Consider the following 17,557-nt stretch of genomic DNA (forward strand, 5'->3'; position numbering starts at 1 on the left):
TGAATGCCCATACATTCCCGGAAACATTGATTTTTTTATAAAAAATCAAAAAAATATCAACATATTTGTCGATACATGTTGTATAATCTTGCGTGGGAAGCTATCATATAAATGTATAAAACGTTTACTAATATAAGCGAAGGGAAGAATAGCATGTCACATTCAATCGAACAACTTTCTATCAACACGATTCGCACATTATCCATCGATGCGATTGAAAAAGCAAACTCTGGTCACCCAGGAATGCCAATGGGTGCAGCACCAATGGCTTATACATTATGGACTCAATTTATGAAACACAATCCAAATAACCCAACGTGGTTTAACCGTGATCGTTTCGTATTATCTGCAGGTCATGGTTCAATGTTATTATACAGCCTACTTCACCTATCTGGTTATGATGTAACAATGGATGACTTAAAGAACTTCCGTCAATGGGGAAGCAAAACTCCAGGACATCCTGAGTATGGTCATACAGCTGGTGTAGATGCAACAACTGGTCCACTTGGACAAGGTATTGCAACTGCTGTAGGTATGGCAATGGCTGAAAGACATTTAGCTGCTAAATATAACCGTGATGCGTATAATGTAGTAGATCATTATACATACGCTATTTGTGGTGATGGAGATTTAATGGAGGGCGTTTCTGCTGAAGCATCTTCATTAGCTGCTCATTTACAATTAGGTCGTCTTGTTGTGCTTTACGATTCAAACGATATTTCATTAGATGGCGATTTAAATCGTTCATTCTCTGAAAGTGTAGAAGATCGTTACAAAGCATACGGATGGCAAGTAATCCGTGTTGAGGATGGAAACGATATTGAAGCAATCGCGAAAGCAATTGAAGAAGCGAAAGCTGACGAAAAACGCCCAACGCTAATTGAAGTAAGAACGACAATTGGTTTCGGTTCTCCAAACAAATCAGGAAAATCAGCTTCACATGGTTCTCCACTTGGTGTAGAAGAAACAAAATTAACGAAAGAAGCATATGCTTGGACTGCTGAGCAAGACTTCCACGTAGCAGAAGAAGTATATGACAACTTCCGTAAAACAGTACAAGATGTTGGTGAAACTGCGCAAGCTGAGTGGAACACGATGCTAGGTGAATATGCACAAGCATACCCAGAATTAGCAAACGAATTCCAAGCAGCAATGAACGGTCAACTTCCAGAAGGTTGGGAGCAAAACTTACCAACTTATGAATTAGGATCAAAAGCAGCAACTCGTAATTCTTCTGGTGCTGTAATTAATGCTATTGCAGAGTCTGTACCATCATTCTTCGGTGGATCTGCTGACCTTGCTGGTTCTAACAAAACATACATGAATAACGAAAAAGACTTTACAAGAGATGATTACAGCGGTAAAAACATTTGGTACGGTGTACGTGAGTTCGCAATGGGTGCAGCAATGAACGGTATTGCACTACATGGTGGTTTAAAAACTTACGGTGGTACGTTCTTCGTATTCTCTGATTACTTACGTCCAGCAATTCGCCTTGCAGCATTAATGCAATTGCCAGTAACGTATGTATTCACACATGACAGTATCGCTGTTGGTGAAGATGGTCCAACACATGAACCAATCGAGCAATTAGCAGCGCTTCGTGCAATGCCAAACGTTTCTGTTATCCGTCCTGCTGATGGTAACGAATCTGTTGCAGCTTGGAGACTAGCTTTAGAATCTACAAACAAACCAACTGCTTTAGTATTAACTCGTCAAGACCTTCCAACATTAGAAGGTGCAAAAGATGATACGTATGAAAAAGTAGCAAAAGGTGCATATGTAGTTTCTGCAAGCAAGAAAGAAACGGCTGACGTAATCTTACTTGCAACTGGATCTGAAGTAAGCCTAGCTGTTGAAGCTCAAAAAGCATTAGCAGTAGACGGCGTTGACGCAGCTGTTGTCAGCATGCCATCTATGGATCGCTTCGAAGCTCAAACTGCAGAGTACAAAGAATCTGTATTACCAAAAGCAGTAACAAAACGTTTCGCAATCGAAATGGGTGCTACATTCGGATGGCACCGTTACGTAGGTCTTGAAGGAGATGTGTTAGGTATCGATACATTCGGTGCTTCTGCTCCTGGTGAGAAGATTATGGAAGAGTATGGATTTACTGTAGAGAACGTTGTTCGTAAAGTAAAAGAAATGCTTTAATGATTTCAGAAAAATCTCTCCGGCATGGAGAGGTTTTTCTATGTAAATGAGTTTTTTCGACAGAAAAAGTTTTTTATCTCTCCGCAGTCAGACAATCATTGCAAATTTTCTTATATATAATGAAGAGAAAAGGTTGTCCAGATTGGGAGTGGAAAAATGAAAACGTATGAATTGTATTTAATTCAAGAGGATATTGCGAAAGCTTATTTTGGTCGTGAATATTTGTTTTTTGATTTATTTGCTCGATTTTCAGAATCTGGGTCCCTTTCGGAGAAAAAAGTGTTATATAAGCAAATGATGTATATAACGATGCCATTGCAAGTAATGAAAATTCATCATAAATTAGAACAAGCTTTGCGCGTTCTTGGTAAATATGATAGAACACATCATACACATACAATTTATACGGGAGCGGAGTACGGCGAAATAATGGTGAAACCGCACTATATTCGTATGAATACCTCTGGAAATGTCTCTATGGAAACGACGTTCTTTGAGGTGTTAAGAAAGTGTGAATTAACATTTTTAGCTATGGATTATGAAAATACAAAGTACGGATGGCTGAATCCTCTAAAACAAGTACGAACATATGTGTAAAAAATGTCGAATTGTATCTTGTCTTATTGAAAAGGTTTTAGTACACTGTAAGGTAGACAACATGAAGGAGGAAAATATATGCCAATTTGGTTAGGTATTCTAGTGGGCGTAGTAGCACTAGTAGCAGGCGTGGCGTTAGGATTTTTCATTGCCCGCAAATACATGATGAATTACTTACAAAAAAATCCACCAATTAACGAACAAATGTTAAAAATGATGATGATGCAAATGGGACAAAAACCTTCCCAAAAGAAAATCAATCAAATGATGAGCGCAATGAACAAGCAACAAATGAAATAAGCGAATGGCTCATCCTTAGAGCCACAAGTGTTTCATCGCTCTGATATAAGCATTAATTTCGTAAAAATGAATAAACTCAATGTATTCATTGGTTTATCTTTCTCTGAAATTTTTACGAAATTTGCTTTGTTTTTCTTAAAAAACCACTTTTTCTGTTGGAATATAAACCAACGGGAAAGGTGGTTTTTTGTTTGGAATTAGAAGATGTAATTGAAGAGTATTTGTATCACTGCATGGCAAAAGGATTCACGCCAAAGACAATGAAGAACAAACGTCAAGAAATGAAACAATTAAGAAAGTTTCTAATGGATGAGAAGGGGATAAGCGAGTTAGAAGCCATCAATACATTACATTTAAAGCAATACGTCAGAGCAAAGCATGGGGAGGGCTTACAGCCACAATCCATAGTATCTATGTTTAAAATGGTTAGAGCATTCTTTTCTTGGTGTCAGAAAGAAGAATATCTCAAAGAAAACATTGCGAAAAAGGTAGAGATGCCGAAAGTTCCTAAGAAATTACTAAAGGGATTTACCGTTCAAGAGGTATCGGCAATGATAGACGCATTTAGTTATAAAAACTATATTGAAGCAAGAAATAAGGCAATAGTAGCCATGTTAAGTGACTGTGGACTACGAGCAATGGAGATTAGAGGATTATTAACTAAAAACGTAAAAGAAACGACAATTTTAGTAAATGGTAAGGGGAATAAGGAACGTATAATGTTCATCTCCCCACCATTAAAGAAGATTCTAATTAGATACGAGCGGTTAAGAAAGGAATACCTCAAAGATAAAATCGTCAAGACAGATCATTATTTCTTATCGTATACAGCCGATCCTTTATCACATATGGGTATCTACAACGTTGTTAAAGAAGCAGGAAAAAGGGTAGAAGTTGAAGAGGTAAGATGTAGTCCGCATACGTTTCGTCATTTCTTCGCTGTTCAGTGTATTTTAAACGGAATTGACATCTTCACATTATCAAAATTGCTAGGTCATTCTGATGTATCGACCACACAGCGTTATTTACAGTCATTAGAGGATTTTGAACTTATTAAGAAGGCAATGCCTTCAAGTCCATTAATGAATATTGGTAGGTCATCATAATATCGTTCTCATCACTGATATTGAAACAAAAAGGGTCATTGATGACCTTATTATTTCAACAGTTATTTAAATGTCAATAAAAAAAGTAGAGTGTTGGTAGCACCCTACTTTTTACGTTAGTTTCATTCGCATTAAAACTAAATAGGAAAAATCCTACACCTTCATTTTATCGAAAAAAATTTGATGATGCAAGGGCTATTAAGTATTGTCTTTTTTATGAAGTGTACGGTAATTTTCAAACGTGGGAATGACCTAACACCACGCTAAACACTTGAACAGGTTCGCTAAGCCAATGTCATAAAATTAAGCGTATACTCTCAAAAGCGTTTCCTTGTTTACGCTGAGTATAGTCTAGGAGAGAACGTCCATAAACGGTTTGGTAAAGGTTGCTTGGTGTACTACGGTACAGGTAGCAACGAATAAGAAAGATAATATTAGGTTGTGAGTAATTAAGGATATGTCAGCAGTACAATTCCTTCCCTAAATCTTTCAGCATGTTGGACAAGCATAACATGTTAAAAGTTCGTTGTAGGTGAAAATCTAACGTTCAAACAGGGTGTTACTATACGGAAACCTTAACCCGATATACAATGTTGGAGTGACAATGAACGTCTGCTTTATATCGCTTTAACTTTTTTGTTTTTGCGATATAAGGTAGACGTTCTCTGCCCTAGCCGTTGTCCTTCCCACTCAACCAATGTAGAATGACAGCCAAATCCAGTCAATACTTTTAGGGAATTTAATGAAAATATTATTAGAAAATTTAATGGAAATATACACTTTTTATCAAAATGCGGAAAAAAGTGCTTAGTTAAAGGCATTATTAATGAGGGGATTATTTCTCAAATACAAAACACGTACAAAGTGCCTTAGTTAAAGGCATTATTAATGAGGGGTATTTTAAAAAAGGTAAAATGGTCACAAAATATCCTAGTTAGGGGCTTTATTAATGAGGGGTCTTTTAAACAAATATAAAACACGTACAAAATGCCCTACAAAAGCACTAATATATGAGGGGTATTTTTTTATAACTTTACTCAATTTATTGTATGAGTAAAATTCCTTGGAAAACTAATTATATTTTTCTTACGATAGCGATTAGTATATTCCTTTTTAGAAGGGTGGATAGCCACACCCTTATTTTTATTTTAAATGGAGGGCTAGAAATGCAAGAAATTAATAATCAAGAACAACAAGAACAGACACAAGGTGTTGAAGAAACTCAACAAACTGATGAAATAATTGAAAATAAAACTTATTCGCAAGTAGAAATAGATGTACTACAAGAGCAGATTGATCAGTTGTCACAATATAAGCCAAAAGAATTAACAGATGATGAAATCAAAATTCAGCAAAAATTAGAAGCGATTTGGCAAAGAGAGGTTACACAAACCTTAAAAGAAGAAGGCGTTGAAGTTTTCGCTGACTTCATTAATGTTTCTGTAGATGATACAGAAACATTAAATAATCAAATTACAAAATTAAAGGAAATCATTGGTCAACTAGAGTTGGCGAATGGATATAAACCGACAAATCATAAAAAAGTGGATGGCTATAGCATTGCTAAGAAAAACAAAGACACTAAGAGTATGATAAGTCAAAAATTAAATTTTTAATAAAAGAAAGAGGAAAAAAGAATGTTAGATTCTAAAAAATTAACTACACAAGAAAATATTCATCTTACTGATGAAATCGCTTTAGTAGCACCTATTGCTACTCCATTTTTCACATTACTTATGAGCAAAGGATTATATGTTGACTCAAAAGGAAAATTCCACACATGGAGAGAAAAAACTCTTGATGGTACTGCTGACATCACTGTTGATGAAGGTGTAGATGCTACTCAATTCGTACAATCTGGACGTGCAGAGTTAAATAACATTATGGAAATTTTCTATAAAGCAACTAGCGTATCTGGGACAGCACAAGCAACAGGTGCAGTTAATGACTTATTCGCACAAGAAATCAATGACCGTTTAATTGAACTTGCTATTGGTATGGAGAAAAAACTAATCAATGGTGTTAAGAACGATGGTGCTAGCGGTAAACGTCAAATGGATGGTATTTTAAAATTTGTTGATGCAGGTAACGTTGTAAACGGTGCTACGACAAACGTATTACAAGAAAAAGAAGTTAAGGAACTTGTTAAGAAATTATGGAATGCAGGAAATGAAAATGGTGAATTTTACGCTCTAGTTGGTGCAGACATCAAAGACCAAATTGACGAACTATACAAAGACCGTTATTCTTACCAACATGTTACAACTGATTTCGGTATCGTTGTAAATTCTGTAGAAACTTCTTACGGAAAAGTTAACTTTATCCTAGATCGTTATATGCCAGCAGATAAAATTGTTGCATTTGACGTAAACGCTCTTAAAGTTGCTTTCTTACGTCAACCCCAATTTGAACAACTAGGTAAAACTGGTGATAATGTTAAAGGTCAAGTTGTTGCAGAAGCGACACTTGAGGTTGGAAGTAAAAAAGCAGTTGCAGTATACAACTTAAAACAAGCGTAACTAAATACATAACTCAAATAAGGTAAGAGGAATTATCCTCTTGCCTTATTTATTTTGATGAAAAGTAAAAAAAGTGAATGAGTTAGGAGGATAAATACAATGAACATGAAAGATATGTACATTATTGAACGTAGGAAGAAAAAAATACGTTTACGACAATTAGCAGAGTATATTGGGTGTAGCCCATCTCTCCTTTCCAGATATGAAACAGGAGATTGTGAGATGGATAAAGAGAAAGTGAAAAAGTATAAAGAGTATATAGATTCTTATTAAGTTTTAGGTAAATGAAAGATAAATTAAAGGAGTGAACAATGTGAAGGTGTTCGTTACTTAAACTCTTGTATTCCAATAAGCATAGGAGATACAAGGAATACAAGAGATAAAAGGTAGCCACAATATAAAATTGTGGTTTTATTTAGTTTTAAAATTATGCAGTTTCAAGAGTGAAAGTTACATACTTTCGCTTTATTATGTTGAAAGAATTTAAAGGGAAATTTCCACAATGGGTTAATGAAAGTGGAGATTATACAGTTTGTTTGTCAGATGACTTAGATAGTTTAGTTGGTGCTTCTATTTTGAAGCGTGTTAAAGGATATGAAATTAAACATTTCTATGATTTTAACAACTTCTATTCAGTTGATGGTGACAAACGAAAAGCAATTGGTGTTGATATTGCATTAGAAAAAGGAATGACTTGGGATAACCATGTTGTAAGGTTGTCGAGATATGGAAAGGTAAATCCTTTGTCTGCTAATCCCAATGTAATAGAAAACATTAATAGAGAGAATTACACAAAGAAGTATGCAATGAGTACAGCACTTCTGATGTGGTCTTTTTATGGCTTACCGCTTCCAGAGAGTGATGAAGGAAAGATGTTGCTACTTAGTATAGATTCTTCTTATAAGGGTCATTATACGGGTTTTAAGGCGGTTCAAAATGAGTGGTTACGGAAGTTAGGTTTTGAAGAGTTAATTGATATTCAAAATAAATATACTTTGAAAGATTTTGCGAATATCAAAAAGAAATACAATTCTTCTATGAAAATAGAACTTGTGAATGGACAACTACAAACAGAGATGTATTTAGAAGGTATCTCAAAGGTATTAGGCTTACCTATTGAGTTGCCTATTTGTTGTTTCAAATTAAAAAAACGTTTCCAAAGAGAGAAAATTGAGTTAAGAAACCATTCATCTTGTACAAAAGATATGGTCGAAGAGAAGTATGAAAAAGAAATCTTCTCTATGGCTCTTACACAAAAGAATACTATTAGTTTAACCTTCAAGTGATGTGAGGGGAAATAAAAAAAGGGGAAATTAGAATGTTTCAAGAAAAAGAATATTTTTTCTGTTACTCAACAAACTTACATGAGTTTTTGAGATACGAGAAAGGAATTAAATATATTTGCACCGCATTTCACGATACAACGAATAAACGTTTTTGGTTATTTGAACGTGATGAAAAGTTGTTAAATGCTCTGGATGAGTATAGTAAGCATGGTAAAAAATTAGGTTTTAAAAACAAATAATCTATAAAGGATAATTTAATTAAAGGGGTAATTAAAAATGAAAATGACAGAAGATAATTATATCCAAATTCCAAACGTGGCGTTTGGGTTTGGAACAGAATGCAAGTTAAATAATGATGAGTTAAAGGTATTTGCTTACTTACAATTTATGAAGAATGTTGGCACGATGAATATTAGAACACATGTGACAATCATAGTGGAAGATTTAGGGTGGACGACTTCAAAAGCAAGTCGTGACAATGCGAAGGCAGGAAAAGCATTGGAAGGTTTAAGAGATAAAGGGTATATAACTCTATCTTTCAATGGTGATGTAAAAAAGAATGCACTAGCAATTGAAATAAACGATGAAATGAAGAAGGTTGTTGCAGAAAGTACAGTTGACTGGAAAACAAAAGCATTTAAATTCTCTGGTTATACAGAAATCAAAGCAAATGAATACAATCTAGCAGAAGAAAATGATTATCACCTAGCAATTATGACTTATCACAAATGGAGAGAAAATCTAGAAAAGAAATATGGTTTCAAATATGATATTTGTGATAAAGAGTGGTGTGAAGTGTTGGAATTAGGTATGACACGTACAAGGGAAATTATTAACGATTGTACATTTCTAACAAAGGTTTCTGGTAAGAAGTATCAAGATGAAAATGGACAATGGAAACAAGAAACAAATCATTATGTAAAAAGCACGTCTGTTAAGCCAGATTTAAAAGAAATTGAAACAGAAAATAAAAATCTAACTATCTTAGAAAAAGAACGTGAAAAGGTTACAGATGAGAATGTGTTGTTAGATGGTGATGTTTTCAAACAAATCTTTGACAAGAATACTTTCATTGAATTTAAGGGGTATAAAGCATGGAAAGAAACAACTTGCGACTATGTTAAAAAGGCGGGTCAAAAGAAATTTGAAATTCTTGAAAAAGCAGGTCAATCATGGGTTGGAGAGAAACTTGAAAGAGAGTATCAAGAACGCTTAGAAAATCAACAAAGAACACATAGAATGATGGAAATTCATATGAATGATTTTGAAGGATATGAAGAATTTCAACCTTCATATAAACCAAAGAAAGTTGAAGAAAATAATTTCTTCGATGATATGTAAGAAAGAGGTTAAATGAAATGACATTGAAAGAAGCATTAAAGAAAGTTACAAAAGAGAATCGTATGTATTTTAATTATAAATTCCCAGATACACGATTTAATCAAACTATTCAGCCGAAAAATGAAGAAGAATTTCTTATTTCAGTTGGTAGAAAAACTATGAATGGTTTTACAAATTGGGAAAAGACACCAGAGTATGCGAATTTGGTGGCACTATATTTACAATCTAAAATGATTGATGACATTTACAAAATCTATGATGTTGTGAGGGTTAAGGCACTTGAAGGTGATGATAAATCAATCACAACTTTCCTTAAATTAAATAAGGAAATTAACACTATTGTTAAGGCAGGTCGTGAACTTATTGACGATGAAATTGAAGAAGATGGATTGAGTTTATAGTGAGTAAAAAATTAACAAAAGAGGAAAAGTTACAAATCATCAATAATGACCCTGTATTATGGCTTAAAAATTTCGTCAAAATCACGACCAATACAGGTGAATACATAAATTTTGTGGTTAATGACCAACAAAAGAAATTCATTGATGAAATGGGACGTTTTAACGTAATTGCAAAGGCAAGACAAATTGGTTTTAGTACAATGTCATTGGCTTTGTGTTTATGGATGGCAATGAACAGACCACGAACAAATTATATGATAGTTTCCTATAAACAAGAATCATCAACATCATTATTTGACAAATTAAAAATGATGTATGATGACCTTCCACATGACAAATTTAAGTTTCCAAAAGACGTACAAAACAACAGAGGACAAATGAAATTTGATAATGGTTCATCTATTACGCTTGCAACCGCTGGGGGTAAAGATGTTGGTCGTGGTACTACATATGAATATATTTTGTTATCAGAATTTGCATTCTATGAAAATCAAGAATCAATTTTATTATCAGCAGAACAAGCATTGGCAAAGAGTAAAACATCAAAATTAGTAATTGAAACAACTTCAAACGGTTTTAATCCCTATCAAAAACTCTTCATGAACGCATATAAAGGTGAGTCAAAGTATAAAGCGTTTTTCTTTCCTTTCTATTCTTCCTCATACGCAAAACAATTCAAAGATGATTATGATGAAGCAGAAATATGGTACAAAGAAAATAATAAAGGAAAGCGTCTTACTAAAGATGATATAGAGCAAGACGAATTATATTTATACGAGCAAGGGGCAACGTTGAAACAATTAATGTGGCGTAGATGGAAACTACTTGATATGACTTTGCAACAATTCTATCAAGAGTTTCCTGCAACTCCAATGGAATCATTTATCAGTAGTGGATTAAATGTTTTCGATCAACAAAAGATTGTTGAACGCTTAAAATACATTTCTAAACCATTACAATATCGTGAGATAAAAATGATTATTCCAGATAGTATTGCAAAATACATTGGAAAATCGTTAATGATTTATGAATTACCTGTTAAGGGTGTTAAATATTATGGTGGTGTGGATACTGCAAGCGGTAGCGGTGGCGATTATTCTACTATCTCAATTTTAAATGGAGATGGTGAACAGGTGCTAAGTTTTTATGATAATAAAATTCCTGTTTATGAATTTGCCAAGTTACTTGATATTATTGGAAAGTTTTATAACTATGCTTTTTTAACAGTAGAAAGAAATTCTTTTGGTACTCCAATCTTAGAACGTTTAAGAAAAGAATATGAGTACATGAATTTGTACAAGCATAAAATTTTTAATCAGCAATTAGGTAAAAAACAATTACAGTTAGGATACCAAACTACACAAGTAACAAAAAATATTATGATTACAGATTTAAAAGAGCAATTTGAATTAGGGATGATTCTTATAAACTGTCAAGAAACATTAGAGCAGATGCAAATTTTTGTTGAAACAGATGGGAAAACAGGAAATAAAAAAGGTAATGACAAACATGATGATTGTGTAATTGCTATGGCATTAGCAATTCAAGGTATTAAACAAAATAAATGGTATGTTTAAGAAGGAATTTGTCTTTTTTTGCCGAATTATATTGTGTAGAAGGAGATGATTCAGTTGAATTGGACAGATGCATTTATTGATTCTTTAAAAGATTGGAATGAGTTATGCACAGTAAAAAATATTAAATTAGAAGATGTATTAGGGCAAATCGGCTATAGGATTGGACTGCAAGGTTTGATAGATAATAGTACGATAGAAGGTTTGGAAGATAGAATTAATTTTCTTGTTACTGAAGAAAGAATGGATGAGAGATTTCTAATTGAATCTTTAATAAATCAAGTTACAGTGATTTTAAAAGGTATGCTTAGTGAATTAGGTGAGAATATAATTCAAGCAGAAAAAATGAAAGAAACCCTTGAAGGACAAGATTCATTAAAAGATATTTATGATAGAAAACTTGCGGAGTTAAAGAGCCCATCATACGCTTATAATGCAAGGCATCAAATAGACACTTGGGAGTTTGTTATTAATAAGAAATTTTCTTCAACAATAAAAAAACAGTTTGAAATAGAGGACTTTATGAAAGCATCAGAAAGAGTAAAGAAAGATTTTGCAAAAATTCCTCAAGAAGATTTAAATTTATCGTTTGGTGAACTTCATAAAAAGTTAAATAAATAAAAAAGCATCCTTTTAAAGGGTGCTTTTTATTTTGGAAAGGAAAAAGAAATGAATTTAAAAGAATATATTAAAACCGTACATAATGGTAACTCATTCTGGTTTGTAGATGAGGTGTCTCATTTTGAAAATCAGAAAAGAATTTTAGACACAATTGAAAAGAAAAAATATTTGGATGGAAAACATGCAATCTCAAATAAAGTTGTAGAAAATTATAATGGTAAGCCATACGAACAACGAGCAATTTTATTGCAATATGCAAAATTAATCGTGAACCTTGAAACAACTTACCTATTAAAAAAACCATTAACTTTTACTGGTGAAGAAAAAATTGTTAGCGATATGAAAAGAGTATACAAAAAAGGTAAGTATGACAAAATTGACTTTGATCTGCTATCTAATTTAGTGAAGTATGGTAACGCTTATGAGTATGTCTTTGTCAATAGTGGTGGAGAGGTGAGTAGTAAGGTAATCCCTACTGAATGTGGTTATCCTATTTATAATGATGAGTTGGACATGATTGCATTTGTTGAGTATTACACGTCACTAGAGAGCGACTTCTATATTGTCTACACACCAGAGGAAGTAGTTAAGTATTCAACAATTGGTGGCACTGACTTACATGTGATTGGTTCATACAATAACGTTAGTGGTCTACCTATTCACTACAGAACAAACAACGAATTGAATGAAGCGTTTGGTAAGAGCGACCTAGACGACTTCATTAACATTATTGATGCAATGGAGGATTTACTATCTAAGTTTAGCGATTCATTCTATAAGCATCATAATCCAATTCCTGTTGTTATTGGGCAACAACTAAAAGGAGAAGGATTGAATCCTCATATCGTTGGTGGAGGGATTACTTTAGATGATGGTGCTGACTTTAAGATGGTAAGTAACGATATCAATCATAAGGCATTCGAGGTAATCTTCAATACTCTTATGCAACAACTAATTAACATTGCAAGTGTTCCTGCTGTTGCTTTAAATGCTAGTGATGTAAGTAATCTTAGTGAAATGAGTATGAGAATGCTATATCAACTTGCGGATATGAAGGCAGGGTTGAATGAGCGTTACTTGCGTGAGGGACTAGAGCACCGTACTGACAAGGTAGTGGGTCTGCTAGGTAGACAAGGCAAGACATACAGTGAGGATGCTATTGAGTCATTAGACATGGTGTTCCACTATTCAAGACCAGTGAATGAGACAGAGGTTATTGATAACTTAGTTAAGATGTATGATGTTGGTGCAATCAGTATCGAGTCATTGGTTGCAATCAATCCATACGTAAGCAATGAGCATCTAGAGTTGAAGCGTATCTTAGAGAGAGAGCAACGAGTGAGCGAGCAAGTCAATGAGAAGGTCAATGAACATGAGCAAGTGCAAGCAAAGACGAAGGATGCAAAAGCAGACGTTGCAACTAAGAAAGAGGATGCAGTCGAGAAGTAAGAAAGGCAGATGTGAGTGTTGTGATTGTGTGTTGTGGGTTATTAAGAATATTGGCATATCAACGTTTAGTGATGTGAGGGTATCACTTTCATGCGACACACTTTTAAGTAATACATGTGTGTGTGGATGAGCCGAGACAGAAAATAAACGAGCAAAAATAGAGAGGGGTATTCGGAGAACGAACGTTCGAATTACTCCTTTTTGTTCGTTTTTGGGTTGGTGAATAAGTGCGTTTGGAAGGAAATGAACGCAAAACAAAAAACGAACATTCCGACTAAAACGTCAATAAATGTTCGTGTGATAGGACTTCCTATAACCTTAATTATGTAAACTACCATATAATTAATCTTATAGGGGTACTTCTTTATTCGTGTATTGTTCATTTTTTGTCTTGTTGAGTAGAGAAGTCGAACAAAACCTTTACCCCATGTTCGCAAAATGTCCGTCTAGCCAACCTCTCAACACACACCCTAAAAAATTTCAGAAAGGAGAATCCATGATGTTTGATTCTATCCTAAATTTACCTAGTCAATCTCTATTATATCTCGAAAACAAAATCAAATCAATGTACCCAACATTAAATCCAATCAAACAACGTCCATTAATGACAACGGAACAATATGAAGCAATTTATCCATATGTTTCAGACAGGTTGTATCAAAAATTGTCCTTCACTCCATATGATACAACTCTGGTTCATTTTGAAGATGATGAGAACATGGAATATGAAGTTAATGGAATCAAACTGAATGGATTCTACATTGCGGAACATCACAACGCTAAAACACATATATTCATATTTACATATGAAGGAATCTGGCTCTATAACAATGAGCCATTGGATACACCTATTCACATTCAAGAGTACATCAATCAATTAATTTGTAACTCTCATGAATGTTTAATATATAACAAATTAATTACAAAGGAGAATATAGATATGGATAATATTGAAAGATTACAAATGGAAATCGGTGGTATTGAATTACCGTATGAAGAATTACTTGTGTACTTAGAAGAAGAAGGAATTAACGGTGATGCAACTTATAATGCTTCTTCAAAAGCCAATAAGAAAGCAATCTATTCAACTGCATTAGCAATCTTAAATTCAATTGCAAACCAACCGCATTTAATGAAAAACTACAGACAGGACGACATGACAATTGACAGTTTTGCAAAGTATTTGCAGTCACGAATTGACCAATTAGAAAAGAAGATTCGTCAAATGCCAAATGAAGATTCTGCACCTAGCAACTTCTTCAATTTATTTCAATAAGAAAGGAGAGTAAACAATGGCTAAGTTTAATATTTTTAAGACACAATACAACGCATTCAACGATATGTTGTCTTTGAGTGGTCAAGAAGTGTTTGTAAATGGTGCTAAGAAGTATGGAATCATTACAAATACAGACACTAGAGAATTTAATGATAAATATATCTCTACTAATTTTCCTTTGATGCGTGGCGATTACATCTATTACAACGATATGTATTGGATGATTTGGAATCAAGTAACTGTACCACGTGCAGAATCCTATAAAGGAATTATAAGACAAGCAGAACATGATATTATCTTTAACTTGTATTATGCAGGTGTAACAAGCAAGTATCTTTTAAAATGTCCCGCAATTGTACAACGTACAAGCGACTATACACAACACTATCAAAGTACAGTTTCTATGATTACAGTTGATTCAGAGATTCATGTGTTTGTAAAGGATACATCTAGCACAAGAAAAATCATCGAACTTGCAGGGAAAAGTGACGGTGAAATTATTTTAGGTGAGAGAAACTATGACATTATCGGTGTATCTATTGAAAAGAAAGGATATCTTAACATTACTTGTCGTTTAGGTATTAGAAATTCTGCATCTGACTACGTTAATAATATTTATTGGTCAACTAGTGGAAACAAACCTGCTGATTGGGAGAACCAAATTGATAATACTTTCTATCAGCGTGGAAGCATTTCACCAGATCCGAAAGGAACAGTAACAATTAAACATGTTAATGAATCGAACGTTGAAATTGCATCAACAGATTTATTGACTGGTAACATAGGTTCAACATATACAACGTCAGCAAAAACAGTAAATGGATATACATTAAAAACAACCCCTGCAAATGCATCTGGGACATATATTGAAGGCAACATTGATGTAGTATATGTTTATAAAGAAAATGTTCCAAGTAATCTTCCAACAGGTACAGAGCCAACAGAAATAACAATGAAATCATATAATGATTCATCTTCTGGAGACGGAAAATTAACATGGTCGGAGGAAGTAAAGAAAAATAATTGGGATGGTTTTAGTGGATATCGTGTAAAAGTTGGTTATGAGGATTGGGGAGAAGATGAAATAGTTAACACGTATACTACAACAGTAGAATGGCAAAAGATAACTAAGACATTAGATGGTACAGGATTTGTTACAATTGAATCTATTTATACTGATGGTACAACAACTGTATATCTTAAACCAAAACGATATACTAAAACACAATTAGAAGCATTATCAGATGAACCCCCACTTTGGTAATAGAAATATGGGCATATCTTATGATATGCTCTTTTTTTGCGTTCTATGACGTTTTGGTTGATTAGTGATGTTTCGTATCAAGTTGATTATTAAAACCTAGTACAAGTAAATTTGAGAGGTCGTTTTTTTAGTCGTGAATATTTTCAATTTTCCTTTTCGTGATTCGGTCTTCTATATATAGAAGTCTGCAAATCGGGGAATCCTCTCACCCCTTGATAATATTGATGTCCACCACCCTCAAAATGTACCAAATTATTATTAGGCACTACCATTTGGTATACTTTGTAGTGTTAAAATGCTTGCTTAAAATGCAACAGGGTATCATTTTTTGTTCTGTTTTGGTCAAAAAGCGAAATTGGTTCATCAGAAATTGTCCATTTTAGGACAAAAAGTGATAAGACCTATATCAGAAAATGAACAAAAATGGACAAAAAGTGATAGGTATAGAGAATAGATAATAAAAAGAATAGATAGTATAAAAGGAAGGTCGCTAACGCTCCATGCTATCTTTTTTCGCTAACGCTCTCTTGTTCGCCTTCGGCTCATTACCTCACTTCGTTCGGTGGGGCTTCGCCCATTCTTTTACACAATAAAAAAATGTTTAAAATGAACTTTAAAAGATATTTTAAGTGAAATACATTATGTCATCTATTTAATTTTAGTTTTAAAGAAGTATGAAAATAAAAAAGGGTGGTTATCTATTTTATAACCACCCTTTTAATTCAACCTATTAACCACCAGTATGACCATCTGACATTTGTTTTACAGTATGAATAGTTTGATGTGTATCTTTAGAATCCAGTACACTAAATGTTAATGTTAGTGCAGTCATAATTCCCATTAAACTAATTATTACTTTTTTCATTTTAATGCCCCCTTATCATGAATTTTTTCTCTTGCATTTGAACTTAGGTAGAAGTATTTACTTGCCTTTAAGTGATTGTCTTCATGATAAAATTTCACTGCTAATTTTTCATTATATTCATGAATGTACTCGTATAGGTTTTCTTTTTCAAAATAGAGCATTCCTGCTAGTATTATTGATTCTAGTTGTTCTCCAGAAACCTCATTGTTTATCGCTAGTAAGATATTAAAGCGATGTTGGTATTCCTCATTTTTCAATTCTGTGATGATTTCTAAACCTGTTTTCAAAAGTTCTAATGCTTTTTCTTTATTATTAATTTTTGCGTGTTCACATGCTTCAATTAAAATTGCTCTATAGTTTGCCGGCATTTTTTCAGTTACTTCGGATAAATAGCGAATTGCTAATTCTGAAAGGTTTTGATTTGCATACATAAAACCTAAGTTATGTCGAACGTATAAGGTTGCTTGTTCTTCGTTTTGTTTTTGGAATATATCCAATGCAGAGATAAGACATTCTTCTGCTAATTCATATTCTTTCAAATGTATACATGCTAATCCATAAAGGTTATTACAGTAACCAATGTTTAATTCATAACCATTGTATTTAGAAAAAATTTCTTTTGCCTTAGAAACCTGTTTAAGTGCTAAAACATATTGTTGGTTATGACAACTAAAGGTAGAAAGTTTAAAATAAAATTCTGCTTGTTCAAGTTGATCTGGGATTTGTTTTAATTTAATTTCGGCTTTTTCATAATGTTCTTTTGCCAAATTATAATCACCAGTTATGTTCGAATGCATTGCTTTG

The 17,557-nt window shown here is 33.5% G+C and carries 18 protein-coding genes; 16 read left to right on the plus strand and 2 right to left on the minus strand.

The window, feature by feature from the left end:
• Window positions 1–153 precede the first annotated feature (153 nt).
• The 16 genes from tkt to BLT20_RS27450 all read left to right on the plus strand — a co-directional run bounded on the left by tkt (window position 154) and on the right by BLT20_RS27450 (window position 15,888).
• Window positions 154–2,154: a transketolase gene (tkt, locus tag BLT20_RS27375; protein ID WP_000019766.1), complete on the plus strand. Its 2,001-nt coding sequence runs from the start codon at window positions 154–156 to the stop codon at window positions 2,152–2,154.
• A 156-nt stretch (window positions 2,155–2,310) separates the two neighbouring features.
• The gene (sirA, locus tag BLT20_RS27380; RefSeq protein ID WP_000860636.1) at window positions 2,311–2,751 is read left to right on the plus strand and encodes a sporulation inhibitor of replication protein SirA; all 441 of its coding nucleotides are present in this window, start codon (window positions 2,311–2,313) and stop codon (window positions 2,749–2,751) included.
• Between the two features lie 78 nt (window positions 2,752–2,829).
• Window positions 2,830–3,051, plus strand: a complete 222-nt coding sequence (locus tag BLT20_RS27385) for a YneF family protein (protein WP_001123317.1) — start codon at window positions 2,830–2,832, stop codon at window positions 3,049–3,051.
• A gap of 191 nt (window positions 3,052–3,242) precedes the next feature.
• Window positions 3,243–4,157, plus strand: a complete 915-nt coding sequence (locus tag BLT20_RS27390) for a tyrosine-type recombinase/integrase (protein ID WP_073340277.1) — start codon at window positions 3,243–3,245, stop codon at window positions 4,155–4,157.
• Window positions 4,158–5,206: 1,049 nt separating this feature from the next.
• Window positions 5,207–5,773, plus strand: coding sequence for a xanthine phosphoribosyltransferase (locus BLT20_RS27395; RefSeq protein WP_256332087.1), 567 nt, complete (start codon window positions 5,207–5,209; stop codon window positions 5,771–5,773).
• A gap of 21 nt (window positions 5,774–5,794) precedes the next feature.
• Complete coding sequence (locus tag BLT20_RS27400) at window positions 5,795–6,676, plus strand: SU10 major capsid protein (protein ID WP_073340285.1); 882 nt, start codon at window positions 5,795–5,797, stop codon at window positions 6,674–6,676.
• A gap of 99 nt (window positions 6,677–6,775) precedes the next feature.
• Entirely contained in the window at window positions 6,776–6,949 is a 174-nt protein-coding gene (locus BLT20_RS27405; protein WP_073340291.1) for a helix-turn-helix domain-containing protein, read from the plus strand.
• A 197-nt stretch (window positions 6,950–7,146) separates the two neighbouring features.
• Window positions 7,147–7,962, plus strand: a complete 816-nt coding sequence (locus tag BLT20_RS27410; RefSeq protein WP_073340296.1) for a hypothetical protein — start codon at window positions 7,147–7,149, stop codon at window positions 7,960–7,962.
• A gap of 32 nt (window positions 7,963–7,994) precedes the next feature.
• Window positions 7,995–8,201, plus strand: a complete 207-nt coding sequence (locus BLT20_RS27415; RefSeq protein WP_073340300.1) for a hypothetical protein — start codon at window positions 7,995–7,997, stop codon at window positions 8,199–8,201.
• A 37-nt stretch (window positions 8,202–8,238) separates the two neighbouring features.
• A complete protein-coding gene (locus tag BLT20_RS27420) occupies window positions 8,239–9,303 on the plus strand; it encodes a hypothetical protein (RefSeq protein WP_073340305.1) in 1,065 nt (354 codons plus the stop codon).
• Between the two features lie 17 nt (window positions 9,304–9,320).
• The gene (locus BLT20_RS27425) at window positions 9,321–9,704 is read left to right on the plus strand and encodes a hypothetical protein (protein ID WP_073340309.1); all 384 of its coding nucleotides are present in this window, start codon (window positions 9,321–9,323) and stop codon (window positions 9,702–9,704) included.
• A complete protein-coding gene (locus BLT20_RS27430) occupies window positions 9,704–11,281 on the plus strand; it encodes a terminase large subunit domain-containing protein (protein ID WP_073340313.1) in 1,578 nt (525 codons plus the stop codon). The genes BLT20_RS27425 and BLT20_RS27430 overlap by 1 nt, the downstream gene beginning before the upstream one ends.
• A 54-nt stretch (window positions 11,282–11,335) precedes the next feature.
• On the plus strand, window positions 11,336–11,899 hold the full coding sequence (locus tag BLT20_RS27435) for a hypothetical protein (protein ID WP_073340317.1): 564 nt from the start codon (window positions 11,336–11,338) through the stop codon (window positions 11,897–11,899).
• A 48-nt stretch (window positions 11,900–11,947) separates the two neighbouring features.
• The gene (locus tag BLT20_RS27440) at window positions 11,948–13,348 is read left to right on the plus strand and encodes a phage portal protein (protein WP_073340322.1); all 1,401 of its coding nucleotides are present in this window, start codon (window positions 11,948–11,950) and stop codon (window positions 13,346–13,348) included.
• Between the two features lie 499 nt (window positions 13,349–13,847).
• Window positions 13,848–14,624 (plus strand): glutathionylspermidine synthase, encoded by a 777-nt coding sequence (locus tag BLT20_RS27445; RefSeq protein ID WP_073340327.1) that lies wholly within the window; start codon window positions 13,848–13,850, stop codon window positions 14,622–14,624.
• A 16-nt stretch (window positions 14,625–14,640) separates the two neighbouring features.
• Window positions 14,641–15,888 (plus strand): MucBP domain-containing protein, encoded by a 1,248-nt coding sequence (locus BLT20_RS27450; protein ID WP_232485672.1) that lies wholly within the window; start codon window positions 14,641–14,643, stop codon window positions 15,886–15,888.
• A gap of 730 nt (window positions 15,889–16,618) precedes the next feature.
• Here BLT20_RS27450 and BLT20_RS31210 read toward each other — a convergent pair.
• Window positions 16,619–16,753 carry a hypothetical protein gene (locus BLT20_RS31210; protein ID WP_256332050.1) on the minus strand — a complete coding sequence of 45 codons (135 nt, stop codon included), beginning with the start codon at window positions 16,751–16,753 and terminating at the stop codon, window positions 16,619–16,621.
• Window positions 16,750–17,557 (minus strand): tetratricopeptide repeat protein (locus tag BLT20_RS27455; protein WP_090869603.1); only part of this gene is annotated, 808 nt, incomplete at its 5' end. The genes BLT20_RS31210 and BLT20_RS27455, both read right to left, overlap by 4 nt.

The sequence above is a fragment of the Bacillus sp. cl96 genome (assembly GCF_900100505.1).
In the GTDB taxonomy this organism is placed as follows: Bacteria; Bacillota; Bacilli; order Bacillales; family Bacillaceae_G; genus Bacillus_A; species Bacillus_A cereus.

Coding starts and splice junctions, on each gene's coding strand:
- BLT20_RS27405 (WP_073340291.1), top strand. CDS start 6,776: ATGAACATGAAAGATATGTACATTATTGAACGTAGGAAGAAAAAAATA.
- BLT20_RS27420 (WP_073340305.1), top strand. CDS start 8,239: ATGAAAATGACAGAAGATAATTATATCCAAATTCCAAACGTGGCGTTT.
- tkt (WP_000019766.1), top strand. CDS start 154: ATGTCACATTCAATCGAACAACTTTCTATCAACACGATTCGCACATTA.
- BLT20_RS27415 (WP_073340300.1), top strand. CDS start 7,995: ATGTTTCAAGAAAAAGAATATTTTTTCTGTTACTCAACAAACTTACAT.
- BLT20_RS27385 (WP_001123317.1), top strand. CDS start 2,830: ATGCCAATTTGGTTAGGTATTCTAGTGGGCGTAGTAGCACTAGTAGCA.
- BLT20_RS27440 (WP_073340322.1), top strand. CDS start 11,948: ATGAATTTAAAAGAATATATTAAAACCGTACATAATGGTAACTCATTC.
- sirA (WP_000860636.1), top strand. CDS start 2,311: ATGAAAACGTATGAATTGTATTTAATTCAAGAGGATATTGCGAAAGCT.
- BLT20_RS27410 (WP_073340296.1), top strand. CDS start 7,147: ATGTTGAAAGAATTTAAAGGGAAATTTCCACAATGGGTTAATGAAAGT.
- BLT20_RS31210 (WP_256332050.1), bottom strand. CDS start 16,753: ATGAAAAAAGTAATAATTAGTTTAATGGGAATTATGACTGCACTAACA.
- BLT20_RS27445 (WP_073340327.1), top strand. CDS start 13,848: ATGTTTGATTCTATCCTAAATTTACCTAGTCAATCTCTATTATATCTC.
- BLT20_RS27395 (WP_256332087.1), top strand. CDS start 5,207: ATGAGTAAAATTCCTTGGAAAACTAATTATATTTTTCTTACGATAGCG.
- BLT20_RS27450 (WP_232485672.1), top strand. CDS start 14,641: ATGGCTAAGTTTAATATTTTTAAGACACAATACAACGCATTCAACGAT.
- BLT20_RS27400 (WP_073340285.1), top strand. CDS start 5,795: ATGTTAGATTCTAAAAAATTAACTACACAAGAAAATATTCATCTTACT.
- BLT20_RS27425 (WP_073340309.1), top strand. CDS start 9,321: ATGACATTGAAAGAAGCATTAAAGAAAGTTACAAAAGAGAATCGTATG.